The sequence below is a fragment of the Granulibacter bethesdensis CGDNIH1 genome, from assembly GCF_000014285.2.
GTDB lineage: Bacteria > Pseudomonadota > Alphaproteobacteria > Acetobacterales > Acetobacteraceae > Granulibacter > Granulibacter bethesdensis.
In genome coordinates this window covers 1271331-1293087 of sequence record NC_008343.2, presented here as the reverse complement: position 1 = coordinate 1293087, position 21757 = coordinate 1271331, and the positions used below count along the sequence as shown (strand labels likewise).

The window sequence follows — 21757 nt, the reverse complement described above, 5'->3', positions numbered from 1 at the left end:
ACGCCCGGCGTCATCCTTTCGCCCTGCGACATGGTCAGGTGCCTTCAGCCGACGATTGATCTGCCATCACCTTGCGGATCGCGTCGACGGTCCGTTCTTCAACGTCTCGTGGCAAATCATGACCCATGCCCTCGATGGGCAGGTAGACCGCGTTCGGTATGGAGCGCGCCGTGTCCTGACCGCAGGCGGGCGGGATCAATGGGTCATCGACGCCGTGGATGACGAGTGTCGGGACCGTGATGTTTGCGAGTCGTGCTCGCCGGTCTCCAGCCACCGCCATGGCAGCGATCTGCCGCGCAGTGCCTCCCGGATCGTAGCTACGCCTTACTTCATCAAGGAGAATGGCACGATGGGCCTCTTCATCGAACGGATAGCCCGTCCCGGCGATTCTGCGCGCGAACGCGAGGCGCACCGCGAGAAAGCCTTCCGGATCGATCATAGGATCAGGCGCAGGGCGCATCATCATCGCCATGACATCGGGTGCCGCCTGCGGCAGGACCGGATTGCCGGTGCTCGACATGATCGACGTCAGCGAAAGGACCCGATCCGCATGTTCGCTCGCGAGAACCTGCGCGATCATTCCCCCCATTGAGCGCCCGACGACATGCGCCTTGGCAATCCCGAGCGCATCAAGCAGGCCGATCGCATCCGTTGCCATGTCGTCAAGCGTATACGGCACATCAGGTCTGCGCCCGGCCATCAGGGCAGTTGCGAGTGCGTCGAAATCCGGCGCGGGCGAAGCGCTGAAATGCGTCGAGTGGCCCGCATCGCGGTTGTCGAAACGGATCACGCGATAGTCTCGTGAGGCCAGCCCCGTACAGAAAGTCTCGGACCAGCGGATCATCTGCGTTCCAAGCCCCGAAATCAGCAGGACCGTTTCCGCATCGGCATGACCGAAACTGTCCCACGCGAGCTCGATACCATTGGCCTTTGCAATATTCATGGCCTCGCTCCTGCAACGGGTAGCGCCATTTCGGACAATGGCAGAAGCCTGGAATCCATCACCGCAGCCGTGCGGTGACCAAGTCCAGCGAGATAGCCCTTGTGGCTGGCGAAGGAGAGGAAGGACGCGGTGCTGGCCTGCCTGATCATCATCGCCAGATCCCAATGTTCATCGGTCGGTCCGATCAGGAAGGGACCGCCATGGCCGAGAAAGAGGAGATCGCCGCCGGTTTCTCGTAAGAAGGGCAGTGTGTGCTCAACATAGAGCTTGAAGGCCTCAGCACCGCTGATCGGCCTGGCAGGTGCCAGCTCAGGGTGGCCCGAATAATCGGCGACAGCCCTGAAGCGCAGCAGGTTGAGCATCACGACGGGACCGGCAAGGTTGCGCTGTACGAACCTGCGGCCAGCGTCCTGTGTCGGTTCGAGGTAGGAAATGGGGTCGGCTCTGGTCATCGGTGTTCCGTTGAATGGCGGGTTAAGCGCTTTGGTTCTCGCCCGCGCCGAAGGCGAGACGCAGCGCATGGGTGCGGATGTCTTCAGGCCACGCAGCGATCCGTTGTTCCAATGATGTCCGATCGTCGGCGAAGAGCGCCCGGGTCGCGTCTTCGTAACCGGGCAGGTCTCCCGCGATCGCCTGCATGAATTGATACGCAGCCTCTTGCGCCGCCCGCCTCTGCTGGCGGGGGCTCGCTGTTTTGCGCGCTTCGTCGACGAGACGCCTCAGTGTCGCCGACGCCCCGCCGGGCTGGTTCGTCAGCCAGTCCCACTGCCGGGGCAGCAAGGTCACCTCGCGCGCGACGACTCCCAACTTTGGTCGGCCCCGGGTTTTCTGGCTCTGGGCTTCGTCCAATCCCTGGGAGGTCGGCACCGCATCGATATTGGGGCGATAGCGCCCCGCATAGGTCGTGGGGGGCTGGGAAATCCGTTCAAGAATATCGGCATTGCTGCCACGCAGGTCGAGATCGACGATGCGACCCGTTGCGTCGTCGAAAACGAGAACCATGTCCGCCACGCCGGTCGATTGCCGAACGGCCAGGGCCACGTCAGGAAGGGGACCTGAGAGGAGCAATCGATGCCCGACAAATGCCGTGCAGGTCTTGAGAGTAGGATCGGACATGGGGTGCTCACTTATGGACCGCCCGATTAATACCCGGATAAAACTTATTGTCAATTACACCCGGGTAGAAATATGCACTTTCCGCCGATCGCCCGTGGCGCGGGCGCTCATTCAGTCTCCAGATCAAGCATGGAGTGGGAATGGCCTGACGAGGGGATATGCCACAAGGAAACCCGCCGATGTATACGCCATAGCCCGAAAGGACCGCACGGCGCTTCAAGGGGACTTCCAGTATCGACATCTATCGCCCTCAATCGCGTCAGCGAGAAAGGAGAAATAGATGACTCGAATCGAATACCTGAAAATTCGCCGGACAATCCGACGCCAACAACTGCGCGAAATGGTTCCGCTTGCCGACAGCACCATCTATGAGATGGAGCAACGTGGCGAATTCCCGCGACGGTTTGCCCTATCTCCGCGCTGCATAGTCTGGGACTTGGCGGAGGTGGAAGCCTGGCTGATGGCGCGGCGGGCCGCTCCAATCCGCCGCGCAAAACATCCCGACGTATCAAAACGGAAGTCGCGTCCGATCAAAGAGCGGGATCAAGCGCGACCAGCGACATAGCCGGCGGCAAGAGAGTGGGGACATGCTTCCGGCCATCAATCCACGCGTCGATCATGTCCGCCCACTCCTGCATCATATGACGACGCTGAACTTCGTATTCCGCTTTGTTGTAGACGCCGCGCGACGATCGGCCGTCTTCATGCGCTAAGCATTTCTCGATCCAATCACGATTGAAGCCCAACTCATTCAGCAGGGTCGATCCAGTCCGCCGCAGATCGTGAACCGTGAATGGTTCGAGCGGCAGCCCATCCTGTTTGGCCTGCTCCACTACCGAATAGGTGACACGGTTGAACGTCGCCCGGGACATCGGAGCATCGGCGTCGTACCGCGAAGGCAGTAAATAGCGGGAGTTGCCAGCGCAGGTCTTGAGCGCGATCATGATGTCGAGGGTTTGGCGGCACAGATAGACGTTATGCGCCTTCGATCGCTTCATCCGCTCCTTGGGTATTGACCAAACGGCGTTCTCGAAGTCCACTTCATCCCATACCGCGTCCTGCAGCTCGCTCTTGCGCACCATCGTCAGCAAGAAAAGCCGCATCCCGAGACGGATCGTCGGCAGCGTGGCAACCTTTTCAAGCTCTTTCAGCATTACCCGAATTTCGGCTGGCGACAGAGCTCTATCCTTTGGCGTGAAAGTTGCGATCGATGCCGGTCCGACGTCATCAGCCGGATTGGCGACCTTCTCGCCATGAAGGATGGCGAAGCCGTAGATCTGCTTCAGGATGTCCCGGACATGGATTGCCGTCGCCGGTGCGCCGCGATCCACGATCTTCCCACATTGGGCGCGAAGGTCATCTGGTGTGATTTCGGTCAGCAGGCGGTTGCGCCAAACCGGCATTAGCTCCCGTTCAAAGATGGAACGACGCATCGCTCGGGTACTGTCGGCCATGGGCGCGTTCACCAGCCATTTTTCGCCGAACTCACCGAAGCTCTTGGCCTCCTTGATACGACGCTTTTCGCGCTGCTTCTCAATGGCTGGCGATCGGCCCTCGCTGATCGCTCGTTTGGCATCCAGGCAGAGCTCCCGGGCTCGCGCCAGCGAGATTCCATCTCGCCCGTATTTGCCCAGGTAGACCGTCTCGCGTCGTCCATTGAGCCCGATAGTCCAGCCTGAACGAGAGCGCGCCAGATGGCGCGACGCGCACATACATGCCGTCGCGGTCCGTCACCTTGTACATTTTCTCTTTGGGTTTCAGCGCTTTGATCGCTGCATCCGTCAACATGCTATGCCACCTCCAAAAAAGTACCGTCGCGCGGTTTTGGGGGGCTCTCGCCGGAAAAGTCTGCGTATTGTCAGCAGCTTAGCGTCAAAAAAGTACCGTCAGGAGCCTCATCTCCCTTGACGGTACTTTCAAATTTCGTCGCGATCAATATGGCCGAGGCCCGTCAGCGGGGCCGACGGCCGCGATCTCTGCCCACCGATAGGCATCGATAGATGTCGACATGAATATTTATTTTTATCAGTGGGTTAGATCGTACATTAGCGTGGTTTTGGGTATGCCCGGATAGGCAAAAATCATTCCCACTCAATTGTTCCCGGTGGCTTCGATGTAATATCGTAGGCCACACGATTGATCCCCCGCACCTCATTGACGATGCGGTTAGCCACTCTCGCAATGAACTTGATATCAAACGGATAGACATCCGCCGTCATGCCATCCGTGCTGGTGACGGCACGCAGGGCGCAGGCGAAGTCATAGGTGCGGCCATCGCCCATCACGCCTACAGTGCGGACTGGCAGCAGAACCGCGAAAGCCTGCCAGATCTCGTCATAGAGACCGGCATTGCGGATTTCCTCCAGATAAATGGCATCAGCACGACGCAGGATTTCAAGACGGTCCTTGCTGATCGCTCCGGGAATACGGATGGCAAGGCCCGGGCCGGGAAAGGGGTGGCGGCCGACCATTTCTTTCGGCAGGCCCAGTTCAAGACCCAGTGCGCGCACCTCGTCCTTGAACAATTCGCGAAGCGGTTCGACCAGTTTCATTCGCATCCGCTCTGGCAGGCCACCGACATTGTGGTGGGATTTGATCGTGACCGAAGGACCACCGGTAAAGCTGATGCTCTCGATCACATCCGGATAAAGTGTACCTTGCGCCAGGAAATCAGCGCCGCCGATCTTGGCGGCTTCTTCCTCGAATACATCAATGAACAGCTTGCCGATTGTCTTGCGCTTTACCTCAGGGTCGCTGACCCCTTCCAGCGCCCCGAGGAACAGATCGGAAGCGTCACGATGCACCAGTTTGATGTTAAAACGGTCACGGAACATAGCGAGCACCTGTTCCGCCTCACTCTGGCGCAGCAGGCCATGATCCACGAAAATACAGGTGAGCTGGTCGCCAATCGCCTCATGGATCAGCACCGCCGCCACGGTTGAATCAACGCCGCCGGACAGGCCGCAAATAACGCGCCCTTCACCGACAATCTCCCGGATACGCTTGATTTCAGCAGGGCGGAATGCCGCCATGCTCCAGCCGCCGGAGCAGCCGCAAACCGCATGTGTGAAGTTACGCAGCAACTGCGTGCCATGCGGGGTGTGGATCACCTCCGGATGAAACTGCACACCGTAAAAACGGCGATCATCATCGGCAATCATCGCGAAAGGCGCGCCCTCGCTGACGGCTACCGCACGGAAACCGGGGGGTAAAGCAGTGACCCGGTCGCCATGACTCATCCAGACCTGCTCACGCGCGCCTTTTTCCCACAGACCGTCGGTGATCCGACAATTCTCCACGACATCAACATGGGCGCGGCCGAATTCCTGATGGTCATTGCCCTCGACCGAGCCTCCAAGCTGCACGCACATCGTCTGCTGGCCGTAGCAGATACCCAGCACAGGGATATCCATCGAGAACACGACATCCGGTGCGCGCGGAGATCCTGCCAGCGCCACGCTGGATGGGCCCCCTGAAAGGATAATGCCTTGCGGTGCATAGGTGCGGATACGCTCGGCATCCGCGGTAAATGGCCAGATTTCGCAATAAACCCCTGATTCGCGGACTCTGCGGGCAATAAGCTGAGTGACCTGACTGCCGAAATCCAGAATCAGAACCCGATCAACGATCTGTTCGAGAATGTCGCTCATCAGGCTCTCTCTCCTTCAACGCACCCCGTGAAAATGGGGGCAAATGCAGGCCCTACATGGCCAGTGGGGGCAATGCCGGAAGCCGCGTCGGATCGCAACGGTAAAACAGTGGAAAACTGACATGACAGGGCGACATTCCACTCTGCATGCCGGAGATCAGGTGTCATCCCGGTCTTCTTTTCGTAATGCTCCTGGGCGTAGCAGCATTTCAATTGGTTCCCAGAGGAAAGCGTCCTGTTCCAGCGTTACACCAGCCAGAGAAATATGGCCCTGGGCCACAGCAACGCCCCCCAGACGGGCATGAAACCAGCGGGCCGGACTGTCCCTTAACACCCATGTATAAGCGGAGCGGCATCCAAGCATTCTTAAGTGCGATGCCGCAGCACGTATCAGGCGGCGTCCCAATCCACGTTCCCGGTAATCGTCCAGAATGCAGAGCGCACCGATCTCCCCTTCCCCCGGTTCACCGGGTGCGGCTCTTGTCGCCGTGGAGAAGCCGATGACACGCGGCCCCTTTGGTATGTTTCCACTTTTCCCAGCAGAAGCAAGCGGGACGTCTTCACCCGATGCACATAGAACAAACACGCCCTGCCCGGCCATGATAGCGGCATCATAATAGGCTGCCAGTCTGGTCACGGACATCTGGCTGAGATGGTCATCCGGCACAATCCCCGGACACGCGCTGCGCCACACCGCGACATGCACAGCGCCGATTAAAGGCGCATCAGCCGGACGGGCGCGGCGGATGGCGATCATGCAGGAACCGGTTTCTCAAGCACCGCGGCGAAGAACCCGTCCGTGCCGAAGCTGCGTGGCGTCAGACTGAGCATATCCCCTGTCAGCGCCGCCGGAGCATCCGGCCAAGCCTGCCGCAGCGGCATCAGCCGGAATTCGGGCCGTCTTGCCAGGAAAGCCTCAATCTGCCGGGTATTTTCCTCTGCCAGCACGGAACAGGTTGCATAGACCAGCCTGCCGCCCGGACGTAGCAAGGTGGCGGCTCGATCCAGGATGTCCGCCTGCTTTGGCACCAGTTCGAGCAGATCAGTCTCGGTCAGCCTCAGCCGCCCATCCGGATTGCGCCGCCATGTGCCGGTTCCGGTGCAGGGAGCATCCACCAGAACGCGGTCAAAGCTTCCGGCCCGGCGCTTGACCCATTTATCACCGGCTGTCAGCAGATGGCGCTCAACATTATGCACTCCGGCCCGTCGCAAACGGCGCACCGCCCCCTCCAACCGAGGTTCGGAAGTATCACACGCCACGATATGGCCGCGATTGAGCATCGTCATCGCCATGGCCAGAGTTTTGCCACCAGCTCCGGCGCAATAATCCACCACGCGCATATCCGGGCCAGCCCCGACCAGTGCCGCGATTAACTGGCTGCCCTCATCCTGAATTTCAATCAACCCCTGGCGAAATGCAGCACCGGTCGTCACCGGACGGCGGCCATGCACGCGCAGACCCCACGGAGATAGAGTGGTGAACTCCGCCTCGATCCCTTCTGCTCGCAACGCGCTACGGGCGGTATCACGATCCGATTTAAGCAGATTGACCCGTAGATCGAGAGGCGCCTCACTCTCCATCTCCGCCAGTTCAGCAGCCAGAGCCGGGCCGAAGCGATCCACAAACCGGGGCAAAATCCAGTCCGGCAGTTCCAGACGCACTGCATCCGGCATCTCCGGATGATCGAGCGTATGCCCCTCCAGGAGACGCAGGGCTGTGTGTTCCGTCTCTGTCAGCCGTGCAGGCGCATACTGGCCGCCGGAGAACGCTTTTGTCACAGCCTCCAGCGTCCACCCGGTCAGCAACATATGACCGGCCACCAGCAGGCGCGGCGGAGCCTCCGGCAGCCACCACCCCATCCGGCGACGGGCACGCAGCACCTGCCATGCCTGAGCAGAGACGGCCCGGCGGTCACTGCCACCGATATAACGCCGGGCACGGAAGAAATCATTGGCCACCGCATCCGCCGGGCGGCGGGGAGCGGCCTCGATTTCCTCCAGCAACGTGATCGCCGCGGCAAGCCGTGCTGAAGGCGTCACAGGATGCGAGCCGGGTCAGGAGAAGAGATGCGCATCAATCGACCCGGTAATTCGGGGCTTCACGATCGATCGCCACGTCATGGACGTGGCTCTCTCGCAACCCGGCACCGGTGATACGCCGGAAGCGTGCATTACGCTGAAGATCGGTGATGGAAGCGCTGCCCGTATAGCCCATCCCGGCCCGCAGACCGCCGGTCATCTGATGCAGCACCGCAGCCACAGGGCCTTTATAGCCGACCCGGCCCTCGATCCCTTCCGGCACCAGCTTCAACTGGTCCTTGATATCCTGCTGAAAATACCGATCCGCCGAGCCGCGGGCCATCGCGCCGAGGCTACCCATGCCACGATAGGATTTATAGCTGCGCCCCTGATATAGGAAAACCTCGCCGGGTGCTTCGTCAGTGCCGGCCAGCATGCTGCCGACCATGACGCAATCCGCCCCCGCGCCAATTGCCTTTACGACGTCGCCAGAGGTACGGATACCACCATCGGCAATGGCCGGAACGCCCGCCGCCCGGCATACGGCAGCAGTCTCCATGACAGCGGTAAACTGGGGCACACCCACGCCTGCCACGACGCGCGTCGTGCAAATGCTGCCCGGACCGATACCGATCTTGACCGCATCCGCCCCCGCGTCGATCAGCGCCTGAGCACCTTCCGGTGTCGCGACATTGCCCGCGATCACCTGCACATCGCTGCTGACTTTTTTGATCCGTGCTACGGCGGCCAGAACGCCCTCGGAATGGCCATGGGCGGTATCGACCACCACGACGTCCACTTCTGCATCAATCAATGCCTGAGCACGACGGAAACCATCCTCACCAACACCTGTGGCGGCCGCGACCCGCAAACGGCCCAGCGCATCCTTGTTGGCAAGCGGAAAGGCCTGCGCCTTGTCCATATCCTTCACGGTGATCAGGCCGACACAGCAATAATTCTCATCGACCACCAGCAGTTTTTCGATCCGGTGGCGATGCAGCAGTGTACGTGCTTCCTCGGGATTGGTGCCGGGAGAAACCGTCACCAGATTTTCCCGCGTCATCAGCTCATACACCCGCACTGAAGGATCGGTGGCGAAGCGCACGTCACGATTGGTCAGAATACCGACCAGGCGGCCGGATTCCCGCTCCACCACCGGCACGCCGCTGATATGGTTGCTGCTCATCAAAGCGCGGGCATCGGCCAACGTCTGGTCCGGATGGATGGTGAGCGGATTTACCACCATACCGCTTTCATATTTCTTGACCCGGCGAACCTGCTGCGCCTGCTCCTCGATAGTCAGATTCTTATGGATGACCCCAATGCCGCCATGCTGCGCCATGGCGATCGCCATATTCGCTTCCGTCACCGTATCCATCGCCGACGATACCAGCGGAATATTGAGGGAAATCTTCCGCGTCAGGCGCGTGGTAGTCACCACGCTGGAAGGCAAAATCTGTGAATAGGATGGAATGACGAGCACATCGTCAAATGCCAGGGCTTCCTCGATCCGGGACACCGGAGAGACAGCAGCCTGAGGGCTGGAGTTGCGATCAGAAACGTCATCGGAAGCCATGGCCTGGACCTTTCATCCTGTCGGACGGGCGGGTGCGCCTTGGCGCGCTCCCTTAACGCCCCTGCCCGTATCTGGGCAAGCCATTCCGTATTCTGCCTGCCCCGCGTCTGGGGCACGACGGGTTGCCTGCACGCCTTAGTCCTGCAACCCGTTGGGACGAAATCCTTTTGCGACCACGTACAGCTCGCTGCTTTCCTTCCGGCTGGAAGCAGGCTTGGCATGACGAACCGAGGCGAATCGTTGCTTCATGGGTTCAAGCAACTGTTTTTCCGATCCACCCTGAAACACTTTCGCCACAAAGGCACCCCCTGGGGCCAGAGCATCGAAAGCGAAATGCAGCGCCAGTTCGGTCAACGCGATGATACGCATATGATCGGTCGCCGCATGGCCGGTCGTGTTGGGAGCCATGTCGGACATCACCAGATCGGCCTTGCCACCCATCAGGGAGGAAAGTCGCGCCGGCATGTCATCATCGTTGAAATCGCCCTGGATCAGCGTCGCGCCTGGCACCGGATCGACTGGTAGAAGATCCACGCCGACCACCACGGCAGCACCGCGCTTCATGGCTACCTGCGTCCAGCCACCTGGTGCCGCGCCCAGATCAATCACCCGGCTGCCCTTGCTGATCAGCCCGAATTTGTCATCCAGCTCGATCAGCTTGAAGGCTGCACGGGAGCGCCAGCCCTGTGCCTTGGCTGCCGCTACGTACGGATCATTCAACTGCCGGGTCAGCCAGCGTTGTGAGGCCACGCTACGCTTGCGGGCCGTTTTCAGCATCACAACCTTGCCGCGCGGTCCCGTAGGAGGCTGCGTTTTTCCACCGCTCATTATCTGTTCCGTCTTAAACCGGCTTCGTTCGTGTTGATATGCCAGAAGGGGGCCCTTCCAATCCAGAGCCGGTCAACCCGGAGCGTGAAGAAGGAATTGCGGGATTGCGCTTTCTTCTGCCGCGTCTGCCGCCATGACCGGCCTCATGCATCATCCTCAGCAGCATTCCCTCCCGCAGCCCCCGGTCCGCGACAATGACAGAAGTCGTCGGCCAAAGCGACCGGATCGCCTGAAAGATCGCACAACCAGGCAGCACGAAATCAGCACGTTGAGGGCCGATACAGGGGTGTTTGCGCAATCCTTCCCCCTGCGGCTCCGCCCCACCAAGCGCCCGCAGAATCTGCACTGCCTGATCCGCCTGCGTCAGGCTCATCACCGCTCCGTCAACCATGCATCGACGATACCTGTTCAGGTCGAAACAGATACTCGCGATCGTGGTTGCAGTGCCGGAAGTACCCAGCAAGGCAACGCCACCGTGAAGGATTTCAGGATGAATTCTGTGGATATCCTCGAACGTTTCCAGACGCTGCCGGACATCCTGCACCATTTCCTCAAAAGCGCCGGCGCTGAACCGGGCATCCCCATATTGTTCGGCCAGACGCACGACGCCAACAGGCAGGGAAACAGTTCCAACCAGAACCGGGCAATTGCCATCAATCCGTACCCAGGCAAGCTCCGTAGAGCCTCCGCCGATGTCGAACAGCAGGATCCGCCGCGCCTCAGTACGCCGAAGCAAGGGGATGCAGCTTTCCAGGGCCAGTTCGATTTCCTCGCGCGTGGAGATCACGTCAAAGTCGAGTCCGGTCTCAGCCTGTACGCGGCTAAGGAAATCCCTGCCATTAACAGCGTGGCGGCAAGCTTCCGTGGCAACAGCCCGCACACCGGACAAAGTTCTGCGTTGCATCCGGGCGACGCAAACTCTTAAGGCCGACAGGGTACGCTCCATCGCCCTCGGGCTGAGCCTGCCGGTCGTCTGCAACCCTTCCCCCAGCCGGACAATACGGCTGAAACTGTCCAGCACACGGAAACTGCCACCGGCCGGAGTGCCGATCAGCAAACGGCAATTATTGGTTCCCAGATCGAGCGCAGCATAGGCAGAAGCCCCCGCCTGTCGATGAGACCCGGCACCTGGCAAATTCAAGGAGAAGGGTGAATAAGGGTTAACCATCGGTGGAGTATAAACCGTTTACGCCCCGATGTATTTTTTTCCTTTCGCCTTTTCAGATGCTCTCAATGCCGCATGCCGGGCGTGGGATACCTACAACCACAGTGGGCGGCGGCAAGGGGAGAGGTCAAAATCAGCTGTATAAAAAAAGCGTGACGGCAGGGACTTGCCCTGCCGTAAAACCGATGCTAATAGCCCGCCACCAGCCGCTGGGGGATAGTTTAGCGGTAGAACTACCGGCTCTGACCCGGTCAGCCCTGGTTCGAATCCAGGTCCCCCAGCCAATATTTCATAGTCTGATCTTTAGATAAGAACAGGCTGGCTTGCGCAATCTGGTTTTCTATCCGCTGGTTTCAGGTGCCCGTTTATTGCGAAGCACGGCCTGTACAAACCTGCTCAACTTCCGGCCGTTTTGACGGACCCCACATTTCTTTTTCCCGGCATCCACCCTGCTGCTTCAGCCCATTCATCGTCGCTGAAACAGGCTCAATATTGCTCTGGGCCGCATAGCCCGTCCGACTCATGGCTGCCGCTCCGGTCGCATGGGACGCAGCAGGCAGACCGAACAGCGCAACACCACCAATGGCGCAGATTGCAGCGATGCGTTGAATATTCATGACCTTGTCCATGGCTTAACTCCTCGTGTTTGTTTTGTTGTTATGAACAAAGACCTATCCCTTTTGTTTCTGATTAAAAGAGGGTTTTTCTTAAAATCGGTATTAAGATCATGGCCATTTATCCAGCACATGGCACCCCCGATATCTGATTATGGCTGGTCGGGCGGGCGCTATTGAGGCTACCGTGCAAGAAAAGAGTTTCATGACCGATGCCGGTTCAGGGAGCGGCATCACAACATGCTGAAATACTTTAAAAATACGGAGACGTCCCCATGATTGCCGCCACAGGACCAGACGAGGTTAAAACATTTCACGGCGCTTGCCCGCATGACTGTCCCGATACTTGCGCAATGCTGTTCGACGTCAAGGACGGACAATTGCAGTCTGTGCGAGGCAACCCTGATCATCCAATGACCAGAGGCGGACTCTGCGTTAAAGTGAAAGATTACGAGAAAAGGCATGCCCACCCTGACCGTGTGCTGTATCCGATGCGCCGTATCGGGCCGAAAGGATCAGGCCAGTTCGCAAGGATCAGTTGGGATGAAGCACTGGACGAGATCGTCTCCCGCTGGCAGGCCATCATGACCGAATACGGGCCTCAGGCAATCATGCCCTACAGCTATCTCGGGCATCAGGGGCTTTTGCAGGGCCTGAATGGCGGGGATGCCTTTTTCAATCGCCTTGGTGCCACAGTCTGCGAACGGACCTTTTGTGGTGAAGGATCATCGACCGCATGGCTTATGGCGGTCGGGCCGACAGCAGGCGTCGATCCGGAAAGCTATATTCATTCAAAATATATCGTGATCTGGGCCTGTAACAGCATCAGCACCAACCTCCATCACTGGGCAATCATCCGGGATGCACAGAAAAACGGGGCCACGGTTGTCGTGATCGACTCCTATGCCTCCCGCACCGCCAAAAGCGCGGACTGGCATATTGCTCCCCGCCCCGGCACCGATGGCGCGCTGGCCATGGCCCTGATCAACACACTGATCGAACAGGATCTGGTGGATCATGACTATGTCGCCAACCATACGGTCGGATTTGACGAACTGAAAGCACGCGCTGCCGACCGCACCCCGGAATGGGCGGAAACCATTACCGGCGTTTCCGCTGCCGATATCCGCAAGCTCGCCCGGAGCCTCGCGACAGAGCAACCGGCCGCCATTCGCATCGGTGTGGCGCTGGAACGTCATTACGGCGGTGGTCAGGCTGTACGTGCCATTGCCTGTATTCCGGCACTGACCGGGTCCTGGCGGCATGTCGGCGGTGGAATGACGCAGTTCGCGGTGTGGGAGCATCCTTACAAATTCGATGTCATCTGCAGGCCTGATCTGATCCCGGAAGGAACACGCGTGGTCAGTGCACTGGAACTCGGCAAGGCGTTAACTGGTGAGATACCGCTCGATCCGCCGATCATGTCAATGATGTGTTGGAATGCTAATCCAGTCACCCAGGCACCGGAGACGGACAAAATCGTGCAGGGCCTGCAAAGGGAGGATCTGTTTCTGGTATCGGCCGAGCATTTCATCTCCGACACCGCCTCCTATGCCGATATTCTTCTGCCTGCCGCGATGGGGGCGGAAATGGAGGATATCATCCTTTCCTGGGGGCATCTGTATCTGACCTACACGACCAGATGTGCTGATGCACCTGGTGAAGCGCTGCCGAATAACGAAATCTTTCGCCGTCTGGCAGGAAAATTCGGTTTTAAGGATGCCAATTTCCTGTGGTCTGATGAAGAATGTCTGCAAAATTTTGTCGACTGGTCATCACCCGCCTGTGAAGGAATTGATCTGGCCTATCTGAAGCAGCATGGCTATGCGCGGCTGAATGTCGGCACGGCTGATAACAGGGCACCGCATAAAGACGGGAACTTCCCGACTGCAACCGGAAAATGCCATTTCATGCTCGACGGAGCACGCAATTTTGTGCCCGCCCCGTTCCGTCAGATGTACGAAGCGTTCCAACCCAACGAAGCGGTCGACCCTCTGCCAGACTATCTCGGTGCACGGGAAAATCCTCTGGCTGCAACTGAGTTGGCAAAAAAATACCCGCTTTCGATTGTTTCACCGAAAAGCCACGGTTTTCTCAATTCCTGCTATGCTAACATGGAACAGAAAATCCGTGGTCAGGGGGAGCAGTTCGTGTTGATCAATGTCTCCGATGCGCAGGCACGTGGCATCGAGGATGGTGATCGTGTCAAGGTCATGAATGACCGGGGTGCCTTCCGGGCCATGGCTCGTATCACCAGCGACGTCAATCCCGGCATTGTCGTTACAACGCTGGGATATTGGCGGCAATTGAATGATGGAACCGTGAACAGTATCAGCAGTGCTGCCTTCTCCGATCTTGGCCACGCGCCCAGCTTTTCCGACAATCTTGTGGATGTGATGCGCACGAATTGAGGTGTCGGGCAGGCTCGTGGTGAACTCACGAGTCTGCCTGCATATTGTTGTTGGGCCAGCAGTAGTGGATTGAGAAATACGAAATTCCAAAGGAGGGTTGGACTATCAGTCCATTGATCTTGTTTTAACGCATCGACTTGAACCTTCCTCAACATTTTGCTCATCGTTGCGGAATGTTCGTTGCTAACGCTATACCTGCTTTGAAATAAAGATAATCAGGGGCGTCGCAAAATGACGGTCGATCTCTATACTGTTTGCTGGAACGAAGCAGATATGCTTGGATTTTTCTTCCGGCATTTTGATTCCTGGGTCGATCGTTACGTTATTTACGATGATGGCTCGACCGATGGATCGCTGGAGATTTTGGAAGCCCATCCCAAGGTCGAGTTGAGGCGTTTCGAAAGGGTTCATACCGACTCTTTCGTACTGTCCCATAAGGCAATGCATGAAAACGCCTGGAAAGAAAGCCGGGGCAAGGCAGACTGGGTCGTCATCACCGCCATTGATGAACATCTATGGGTCAAGGGCCAGCCGATGACGTGCTATCTTCAGGCACGCAAGGCTGAAGGCGTTACCTGTATTCCCGCCCTTGGTTTCGACATGAACAGCGAAAACTTTCCCTCGGATGATGGGCTGCTGGTCGAGAAAGTCACATCGGGGCGTGCCAGGCGGTTTTTCAACAAGCTGGGCATTTTCAATCCCGATGCCATTATGGAAACCGGCTTTGCGGAAGGCCGCCATTCGGCTCAGCCACAGGGCAATATTCGCCTTCCCGCACGGGATGAACTGATGCTGTGGCATTTCAAGCATCTTGGCTATGACAGAAATGCTGAAAGACAGAAAGAACAAGGCGCCCGTCTTGGCTCCGTCGATGTGCAGAATGACTGGGGGCATCGCTATCGCTGGAACGAAGAAAAACGGCGCAAGGAATGGGACTATATGGTCGCAACCTCGGACGATCTGTCCGGGCCGGATTTCGTGGCGGCGCATTCCGGCGAGCGTCCTTTGTGGTGGGAGGGGCAGGAACGGATTTCAGTTCCGACAGTGCATGCAAGGCCACAGACAGCGCCGCGTGTTTCAGTGGTCATCAAAAGCTATAATCACGAACAGTATGTCGCCCAATCCCTGCAAAGCGTATTCGATCAGAGCTTTCAGGATTTTGAAATCATCCTGACTGATGATGCATCAAGCGACGGTACCCTGTCGGTCATTCGTCAGTTTTCAGACACTCGTCTGGATGTCGAAGCACTGACGAGCAATGTCGACATTTCCTCCGCGATGAATCACTGCCTGAAAAGGGCGCGGGGCGAGTATATCGCCATTCTCAATTCCGATGACTGGGCCTTGCCGGAGCGGCTCGCACGGCAGGTGGCGTTTCTTGACCAGAATGCTCATATCTCCGCCGTTTTCGGTCTGCCTGTTGCAGTTGATGAGCATGGACAGAAAACTGAAAGTTTTCTGGATTTTACAGCGCCCATGCAGATGCCGGATTTTTCTTCCACCAGTTGGCTTCGACGTTTCGCCCTTCATGGAAACTGTCTATGTGCCCCAACCGCAATGATCCGGCGCAGCGTGTTTGAGACGCTTGGTTACTATGATCCGCGACTGACCAATTCGCAGGATTTTGATATGTGGACCCGCATGCTGGTCAGCGGACACGATATCGCTTTTCTGAATGAAGAACTGACAGCTTTCAGGATACGGGAGGGTGCGCGTAATATGAGTGCGCCCAGCCGGAGCACAATATTACGCACGGAATGGGAAACGCCCCTCGTTCTGCGTCATCTCAAAACACTCGACCGGTCCTGGCAGAGGCAGATTTTCCGGGCCACGCTGGGCATTGATCACGGGCCTGATCATCGGGGCTTGCTGGCCGATTTCGTTGATATGGCGGTCAGATCTCAGAATGCGGGGCGTCGCCTGTTTGCCATGGAAATGGCCCATGCCTGTGTGCAGACACAGGACGGGTACGAAGTTCTCAAGTGGCTTACCGGTGAAGTGGATGTCTTCCGCCATTTTGCGACTGAAAATTCCCCGCCCGTATCAATAGATCCTTCACAGGAAAAGCTGGACTTACTCGAAGAGCAGTTACAGGCGCTGACCAGGCAGCATCAGGCTATGCTTGATTCCACAATATGGCGTTACACAGCGCCGCTGCGTCATTTGCTGCATAGGCTGAGGCGATAAATCTGCCTACCCCCCGCGTGTTCGCAGCAGAACGCGCGCATCGGGGGCTGCCACCAAAGCGCCGGGAGGCACATCCTTGCGGACCACAGCCCCTGCACCGATCCGGGCACGGGCGCCGATCCTCACTGTGGGCAGGATAATGGCGCCTGCCCCTATCATCACCTCTTCCTCAACGGTCACCTCACCGGCCAGAACCGCCCCCGGCCCGATCGAGGAAAAAGCCCCGAGCGACAAATGATGTCCAACCGAGCAACCACGGTTGATCAATGAAAACCGACCGAGCCGGGAACATGCCCCGATCGTGCAGCCGGAGTTGACATAAACCCCCTCCTCCACGCTCAGGCGGGAGGGATACACCGATGAAGCATCCAGCAGGGAGGCAAAGCTGTTCAATCCCAACGATGTCGCATGCTGCCATGCTTTCTTGCGGTTGGCCGGGGTAAAAAGCGGGATCAGCCACTCCGTTCCGATGAGATCATCCGTGATCTCCTCCAGAGTGATGGATGGGGCTTCCACATCAGGATGCGCCGTGTGTTCGGTATTACGGACTAAAATCCGGAGATTGATACCATTCCGGCGACAGCTTTCCTCGACATCCACCGCCAAGGCAGAGCCTGCACCGAAAAGAGCCAGAGAGCGCATCATTCAATCATCCTGCCGAATCAGATGAGAAAACTTCCTGAGCATGGCACAGACATGCTCCACCTGTCCGCTTTCCAGCTCCGGAAACATCGGCAAGCTGAGAATGGTATCTGCTGCTTTAACCGTTTCCACACAGCGGGCAGGACCGAGCATCACCTTGTTCCGATAGGCGGGCTGGCTATGAACAGGATACGGGTAGTGGATCGCTGTCTGAACGCCTGACCGCTGTAGCTCATCTCTCAGAACGTCCCGATCCCGTACCCTGATGACATACTGATGATAAACATGCGTATTCCCAGGGCGAACACAGGGGGGCTGGCCGCCAATATCACGCAGGGTAGCGTCATAGGACCGTGCAATCATCTGCCGTTGGCTGTTTCTTTGATCCAGACAGGCAAGACCAATACTCAGAATGGATGCCTGAATGTCATCCATGCGGGAATTGACGCCTTTTAATTCCGATTGCCTTTCCTGCCCCCAGCCGTACTGGCGCAAGCGTCGCAGAGTCTCTGCAATGTCAGGATCGTCTGTGCTGACAATCCCTGCATCGCCAAGTGCACAAAGATTTTTGGTCGGATACAGGCTAAAAACGGACAGAGTGCTATAGGTGCCCACCATTTTACCATGATGGCGGCCACCATGCGCCTGGCTGCAATCCTCAATAACCGGAATCCCGGCCTGCTTTGCCGCCAGCATGAGCGCCGTCATATCTACTGACTGGCCATAGAGATGAACAGGGATAACAGCCCGCACGGGGGCGGCCCCATCCGGTGACTTGCAGAGAATTTTCGTCAGCTCATCCACGTTCATGCAGTAATCGGCTGGATTGATATCGAGCAACAGAGGCTGTGCCCCCGCCATTTCAATCGCTGCAATCACCGCCACGGCGGTATGAGAAACCGTGGCCACTGAACACCCGGCCCCGACCCCCAGAGCACGCAGCGCAAGTACCAGCCCATCGGTCGCACTGCCACAAGCTATGGCATGGGAACGCCCAAGCCATATGGCAAATTCATTTTCAAAAGCCGAGACCTGTTCCCCGAGAATATAGCTTCCAGACGCCAGAACACCGGAAATAGCAGCATCAATCTCCGCACGATATGCAAGGTAGAAGGCGCGCGGATCAGCCTGCGGCACAATCACAGGGTCAGACATAATCCTGCACTCTCGGCCGATACCATTCCAGTGACTGCCTTAACCCTTCCGCCAGAGAAATCCGGGGTTTCCAGCCAGTGGCCCCACGGAAAGCACGATCATCGGCACAATAGGCGCCGATATCTATTCTGGCCCGCTCTTCCGGCAATTCCTTGACCGTATACCGCACCGGGAAAGGCGCAACCTCGACCAGCAGTTCAGCCAATGTCAGCAGGGAAGCACTTTCATACCCCCCGATATTAAACAAGCGCCCAAAACAGTCCGGCGTGGTTGCAGCAGCCATAAAGGCCGCTGTTACATCATCGACATAGGTAAAATCACGCACCTGCTGCCCACCCCAGACCTCGAATGGCTGGCTCTGAAGCACATGGCGCAGCCATGTTCCCAGAAAGGTCTGCCGCCCATCCTGAAGACGCAGTCTGGGACCGTAGCAGTTTGTCAGACGCAGTGCCGTCACCTTGCGCCCATGCACACGGCTTTCCGCCATCCAGTATTGCTCACCCGCCAGTTTGGAGACACCGTTGAAGTCCTGCGGTGCCGAAACATGGCTTTCATCGACAGGCGCACCACCGGTACGGCCATAACACTGCCGGGTCGAGGCATGAACGATAACCGCCCCCGGTGCCACGTCTCTCACCGCTGCAATCAGGCGTAACTGTGCCATAGCATTGACAGCCAGGTCGGCGAAGGGATCAAGCTGTGCCGCCAGATGGCCCGTCTGACCAGCAAGATTGAATATGAAATCTGCTCCCTCACACAGGGTATGCAGGTCGGCTTCTTCCAAAGAAGCACGGACAAGAGTGATATCCAGAGACGAGAGATTGGCCATATTGGCGCCACTCCCCGGCATGAAGCTATCCAGAACCGTTATCTCTCCGCCCTTTCTGGCTAAAGCCTCACAGAGGCTGGAACCGAGAAATCCTGCCCCCCCCGTGACAAGGATTTTCTTACCATGAAAGCAGGGATCATAATGATAGGACAAGGAGAGCAATACATCCCGAAATTGATGGTGCTTTAGACAATACTTTTACAAGATTTCGTTCAATTGTAAATCTTTTAAAAAGATCATCCAGCCAATCTACTTTTGTCAAAATCTAAATTTTTATATCCAAAAGCCTCAGGACTCTTTGTGGTGCATATCAAACAGTTATCGATATTTTGTTACAATTAATCATTGGGGAAAAAATTTAACGCCCACGCCCACGCCCACGCGAAAGCTCATGAACAATGCCATGCAGGGTTCTCAACTCCTGCTCCGTCACCTCTCCTCTCAGGAAGAAGTGCCTGATATTGCGAATCATACCGGAGCGTTTCTGTTCATTTCTCAGAAATCCGCACTCATCAAGCTCCCTGACCAGATGACGCAGGAAATTGTTCAACTCCCCCTTTGTGGCCACATGTGATTCGTTGGTCATCAACTGGCGTGATGGCGTGGCATCCTGTGCCATCCACCATTCATACCCCATGACCATAACCGCCTGAGATACATTTAGCGACATGAAATCTGGATTGAGCGGATAGCGAACCAGCGTATCCGCACAGGCCATATCATCGTTGTCCAACCCGGCCCTTTCCGGACCGAACAGAATACCGGTTTTCAGCCCACGCTCACAGGCAAGCACGATATCAGCAGCGGCCCCGCGGGCGGTCATGATAGTCTTGACGATATGACGCGGTCTGGGGCAGGTGGCAAACACGCGGTGCAGATCTGCAACCGCATCCTCAACTGTCTCATGAACAGTGAGGGAATCGAGGATGTTGTCGGCCCCCGATGCAGTGCGCCATGCCCTGTCCTGCGGCCATCCATCCCGCGGCGAGACCAGACGCAGGTGGAACAGGCCACAATTCGCCATGGCCCGCGCCGTGGAGCCGATATTCTCCGCCAGTTGCGGGCGCACGAGGATAATGACCGGGCTTGGGTCACGCGGTTGAAGCGGTGCCCCGCCGTCTCGTCCAGTCATAATCTGAGTGTGCCTTATACTGTATAGAGGAAAAAATCAGCTGGCCCGCCGCCATGTGGTTCCTGATGGCCCATCTTCCAGCAGAATACCCGCTTCAGCCAGTTCATTGCGGATACGATCGGCCTCGGCGAAATTCCGATCCTTGCGCGCCTGAAGACGGTCCGCAATCCGCTGGGCAATCTCGTCCGGATTGATGCCACGCTGAAACCATGCCTCAGCCTCCCGCGTGAACAGCCCCATCAGCATGCCCCCCTCCTTCAGCTGTGCGGCCGCAAGCGCATCCCCTCCCAAAGCGGCATAAGCCAGCCCATGCATCAGGGAGAGAGCCTGCGGCGTGTTCAGATCATCCCGCAATGCCTCCAGCACCGGATTCTCCACGGTCTCGTCCAGATCAGGCAGAGCCGGGTGCGCCTGCAAGGCACGGTAGAAGCGATCAAGCTCCTTACCCGCCTCCTTCAATGCCTCATAGCGGAAATCCAGCACGCCGCGGTAATGGGTTTTCAGGAACAGCAGCCGGATCGCCTCACCATCCGCCTGACCCAGCAGATCGCGTACGGTCAGCACGTTGCCGAGGCTTTTGGACATTTTCTCGCCATCCAGAAGCAGCATGGCGCTGTGCATCCAGTAATGGGCGAAATGACTGCCAGGGAAAGCGCAGCGGCTTTGGGCACATTCATTTTCGTGATGAGGAAAGATCAGGTCTCCACCACCGCCATGAATGTCGAAATCTTCGCCCAAATAGCGCCAGGACATGGCACTGCATTCAATATGCCAGCCCGGGCGGCCACGCCCCCATGGACTATCCCATCCCGGCTGGTCGTCAGCTGATGGCTTCCAGAGCACGAAGTCACCAGGATCTTTCTTGTAAGGGGCCGGATCAATCCGCGCACCCGCCAACAGTTCATCCGGTGATCTGTTCGATAAAGACCCATAGGAAGGATCGCTGGCTACGGAGAACAGGACATGTCCCTCCCCCTCGCCATGCGTCTCATAAGCATGCTCCTGAGCGATCAGCTTCTCGATCAGAAGAATCATTTCAGCAATATGGGCGGTCGCCCTCGGCTCTATATCCGGTGGCAGATTGCCGAGGCTGGCCATATCGGCATGGAAATCAGCCGTGGTCCGGGCGGTGATTTCATCAATGGAAACCCCGCTTTCACGCGCGCGGGCATTGATCTTGTCATCCACATCCGTGATGTTCCGCGCATAGGTGACGCGGGGATAAAGTCTGCGCAGAACCCTTGCCAGCACATCGAATACCACCATGCTGCGGGCATTACCGATATGGGCCAGATCATAAACGGTCGGTCCGCACACGTATATTTTAACGTGCTTCGGGTCGATAGGCCTGAACGGCTCCCGCCCGTGGGTGGCTGAATTATAAAGAAAAAAGGCTGCCTGATTCATATCGGCTTTTTGCGCCGGTATGCCTACGAAATCAACGGGCACGGGCTGGATGAAGCCTCTTCAGAATTTTCGATGAGAGTAACG

18 protein-coding genes, 1 tRNA gene and 1 pseudogene are annotated in these 21757 nt (G+C 57.6%); 4 read left to right on the top strand and 16 right to left on the bottom strand.

All coding sequences use genetic code 11. The features are described 5' to 3' along the window. Positions 1-34: 34 nt before the first annotated feature. The 3 genes from GBCGDNIH1_RS18290 to GBCGDNIH1_RS18280 are packed head-to-tail and all read right to left on the bottom strand — an operon-like array spanning position 35 to position 2059. On the bottom strand, positions 35-943 hold the full coding sequence (locus GBCGDNIH1_RS18290) for an alpha/beta fold hydrolase (RefSeq protein ID WP_011631862.1): 909 nt from the start codon (positions 941-943) through the stop codon (positions 35-37). Further along, positions 940-1395, bottom strand: coding sequence for a hypothetical protein (locus GBCGDNIH1_RS18285; protein WP_011631861.1), 456 nt, complete (start codon positions 1393-1395; stop codon positions 940-942). The genes GBCGDNIH1_RS18290 and GBCGDNIH1_RS18285 overlap by 4 nt, the downstream gene beginning before the upstream one ends. A 22-nt stretch (positions 1396-1417) precedes the next feature. After that, positions 1418-2059 carry a DUF2239 family protein gene (locus tag GBCGDNIH1_RS18280; protein ID WP_025319001.1) on the bottom strand — a complete coding sequence of 214 codons (642 nt, stop codon included), beginning with the start codon at positions 2057-2059 and terminating at the stop codon, positions 1418-1420. 280 nt (positions 2060-2339) lie between these two features. Between GBCGDNIH1_RS18280 and GBCGDNIH1_RS18275 the strand changes: the two genes are divergently transcribed. Next, positions 2340-2624 (top strand): helix-turn-helix transcriptional regulator, encoded by a 285-nt coding sequence (locus GBCGDNIH1_RS18275; protein WP_072563905.1) that lies wholly within the window; start codon positions 2340-2342, stop codon positions 2622-2624. Here GBCGDNIH1_RS18275 and GBCGDNIH1_RS18270 read toward each other — a convergent pair. The 7 genes and pseudogenes from GBCGDNIH1_RS18270 to GBCGDNIH1_RS18240 all read right to left on the bottom strand — a co-directional run bounded on the left by GBCGDNIH1_RS18270 (position 2590) and on the right by GBCGDNIH1_RS18240 (position 11272). Continuing rightward, a pseudogene (locus tag GBCGDNIH1_RS18270) lies at positions 2590-3847 on the bottom strand (tyrosine-type recombinase/integrase). The gene GBCGDNIH1_RS18275 and the pseudogene GBCGDNIH1_RS18270 overlap by 35 nt on opposite strands. A 293-nt stretch (positions 3848-4140) precedes the next feature. Continuing rightward, positions 4141-5709, bottom strand: a complete 1569-nt coding sequence (gene guaA / locus GBCGDNIH1_RS18265) for a glutamine-hydrolyzing GMP synthase (RefSeq protein ID WP_011631857.1) — start codon at positions 5707-5709, stop codon at positions 4141-4143. A gap of 156 nt (positions 5710-5865) precedes the next feature. Further along, positions 5866-6465 (bottom strand): GNAT family N-acetyltransferase, encoded by a 600-nt coding sequence (locus tag GBCGDNIH1_RS18260; protein ID WP_011631856.1) that lies wholly within the window; start codon positions 6463-6465, stop codon positions 5866-5868. Next, entirely contained in the window at positions 6462-7748 is a 1287-nt protein-coding gene (locus GBCGDNIH1_RS18255) for an RsmB/NOP family class I SAM-dependent RNA methyltransferase (protein ID WP_011631855.1), read from the bottom strand. The genes GBCGDNIH1_RS18260 and GBCGDNIH1_RS18255 overlap by 4 nt, the downstream gene beginning before the upstream one ends. Positions 7749-7782: 34 nt before the next feature. Continuing rightward, positions 7783-9303, bottom strand: a complete 1521-nt coding sequence (guaB, locus tag GBCGDNIH1_RS18250) for an IMP dehydrogenase (protein ID WP_011631854.1) — start codon at positions 9301-9303, stop codon at positions 7783-7785. Positions 9304-9438: 135 nt separating this feature from the next. Then, positions 9439-10131 carry an RlmE family RNA methyltransferase gene (locus GBCGDNIH1_RS18245; RefSeq protein WP_011631853.1) on the bottom strand — a complete coding sequence of 231 codons (693 nt, stop codon included), beginning with the start codon at positions 10129-10131 and terminating at the stop codon, positions 9439-9441. 13 nt (positions 10132-10144) lie between these two features. After that, positions 10145-11272, bottom strand: a complete 1128-nt coding sequence (locus GBCGDNIH1_RS18240) for a Ppx/GppA phosphatase family protein (protein WP_232449687.1) — start codon at positions 11270-11272, stop codon at positions 10145-10147. Between the two features lie 234 nt (positions 11273-11506). Here GBCGDNIH1_RS18240 and GBCGDNIH1_RS18235 point away from each other — a divergent pair. Beyond that, positions 11507-11580 (top strand) — tRNA-Gln (locus tag GBCGDNIH1_RS18235). An 81-nt stretch (positions 11581-11661) separates the two neighbouring features. Here the strand turns inward: GBCGDNIH1_RS18235 and GBCGDNIH1_RS18230 are convergent. Then, a complete protein-coding gene (locus GBCGDNIH1_RS18230; RefSeq protein ID WP_011631851.1) occupies positions 11662-11925 on the bottom strand; it encodes a hypothetical protein in 264 nt (87 codons plus the stop codon). Positions 11926-12185: 260 nt separating this feature from the next. Between GBCGDNIH1_RS18230 and GBCGDNIH1_RS18225 the strand changes: the two genes are divergently transcribed. Further along, positions 12186-14321, top strand: a complete 2136-nt coding sequence (locus GBCGDNIH1_RS18225) for a molybdopterin-containing oxidoreductase family protein (protein WP_011631849.1) — start codon at positions 12186-12188, stop codon at positions 14319-14321. A gap of 231 nt (positions 14322-14552) precedes the next feature. Beyond that, positions 14553-16508: a glycosyltransferase family 2 protein gene (locus GBCGDNIH1_RS18220; protein WP_011631848.1), complete on the top strand. Its 1956-nt coding sequence runs from the start codon at positions 14553-14555 to the stop codon at positions 16506-16508. A gap of 6 nt (positions 16509-16514) precedes the next feature. On the opposite strand, the gene GBCGDNIH1_RS25070 is transcribed toward GBCGDNIH1_RS18220, so the two are convergent. From GBCGDNIH1_RS25070 to cysS, 5 genes are all read right to left on the bottom strand, one after another. Continuing rightward, positions 16515-17153 (bottom strand): acetyltransferase, encoded by a 639-nt coding sequence (locus GBCGDNIH1_RS25070; protein WP_011631847.1) that lies wholly within the window; start codon positions 17151-17153, stop codon positions 16515-16517. Further along, a complete protein-coding gene (locus GBCGDNIH1_RS18210) occupies positions 17154-18305 on the bottom strand; it encodes a DegT/DnrJ/EryC1/StrS family aminotransferase (RefSeq protein ID WP_011631846.1) in 1152 nt (383 codons plus the stop codon). Beyond that, complete coding sequence (locus tag GBCGDNIH1_RS18205; protein WP_025319007.1) at positions 18298-19287, bottom strand: NAD-dependent epimerase/dehydratase family protein; 990 nt, start codon at positions 19285-19287, stop codon at positions 18298-18300. Before GBCGDNIH1_RS18205 ends, GBCGDNIH1_RS18210 begins: the two co-directional genes overlap by 8 nt. A 205-nt stretch (positions 19288-19492) precedes the next feature. Then, a complete protein-coding gene (locus GBCGDNIH1_RS18200) occupies positions 19493-20266 on the bottom strand; it encodes an RNA methyltransferase (RefSeq protein ID WP_011631844.1) in 774 nt (257 codons plus the stop codon). A 36-nt stretch (positions 20267-20302) separates the two neighbouring features. Further along, the gene (gene cysS, locus GBCGDNIH1_RS18195) at positions 20303-21673 is read right to left on the bottom strand and encodes a cysteine--tRNA ligase (protein ID WP_025319008.1); all 1371 of its coding nucleotides are present in this window, start codon (positions 21671-21673) and stop codon (positions 20303-20305) included. Between the last annotated feature and the right edge of the window lie 84 nt (positions 21674-21757).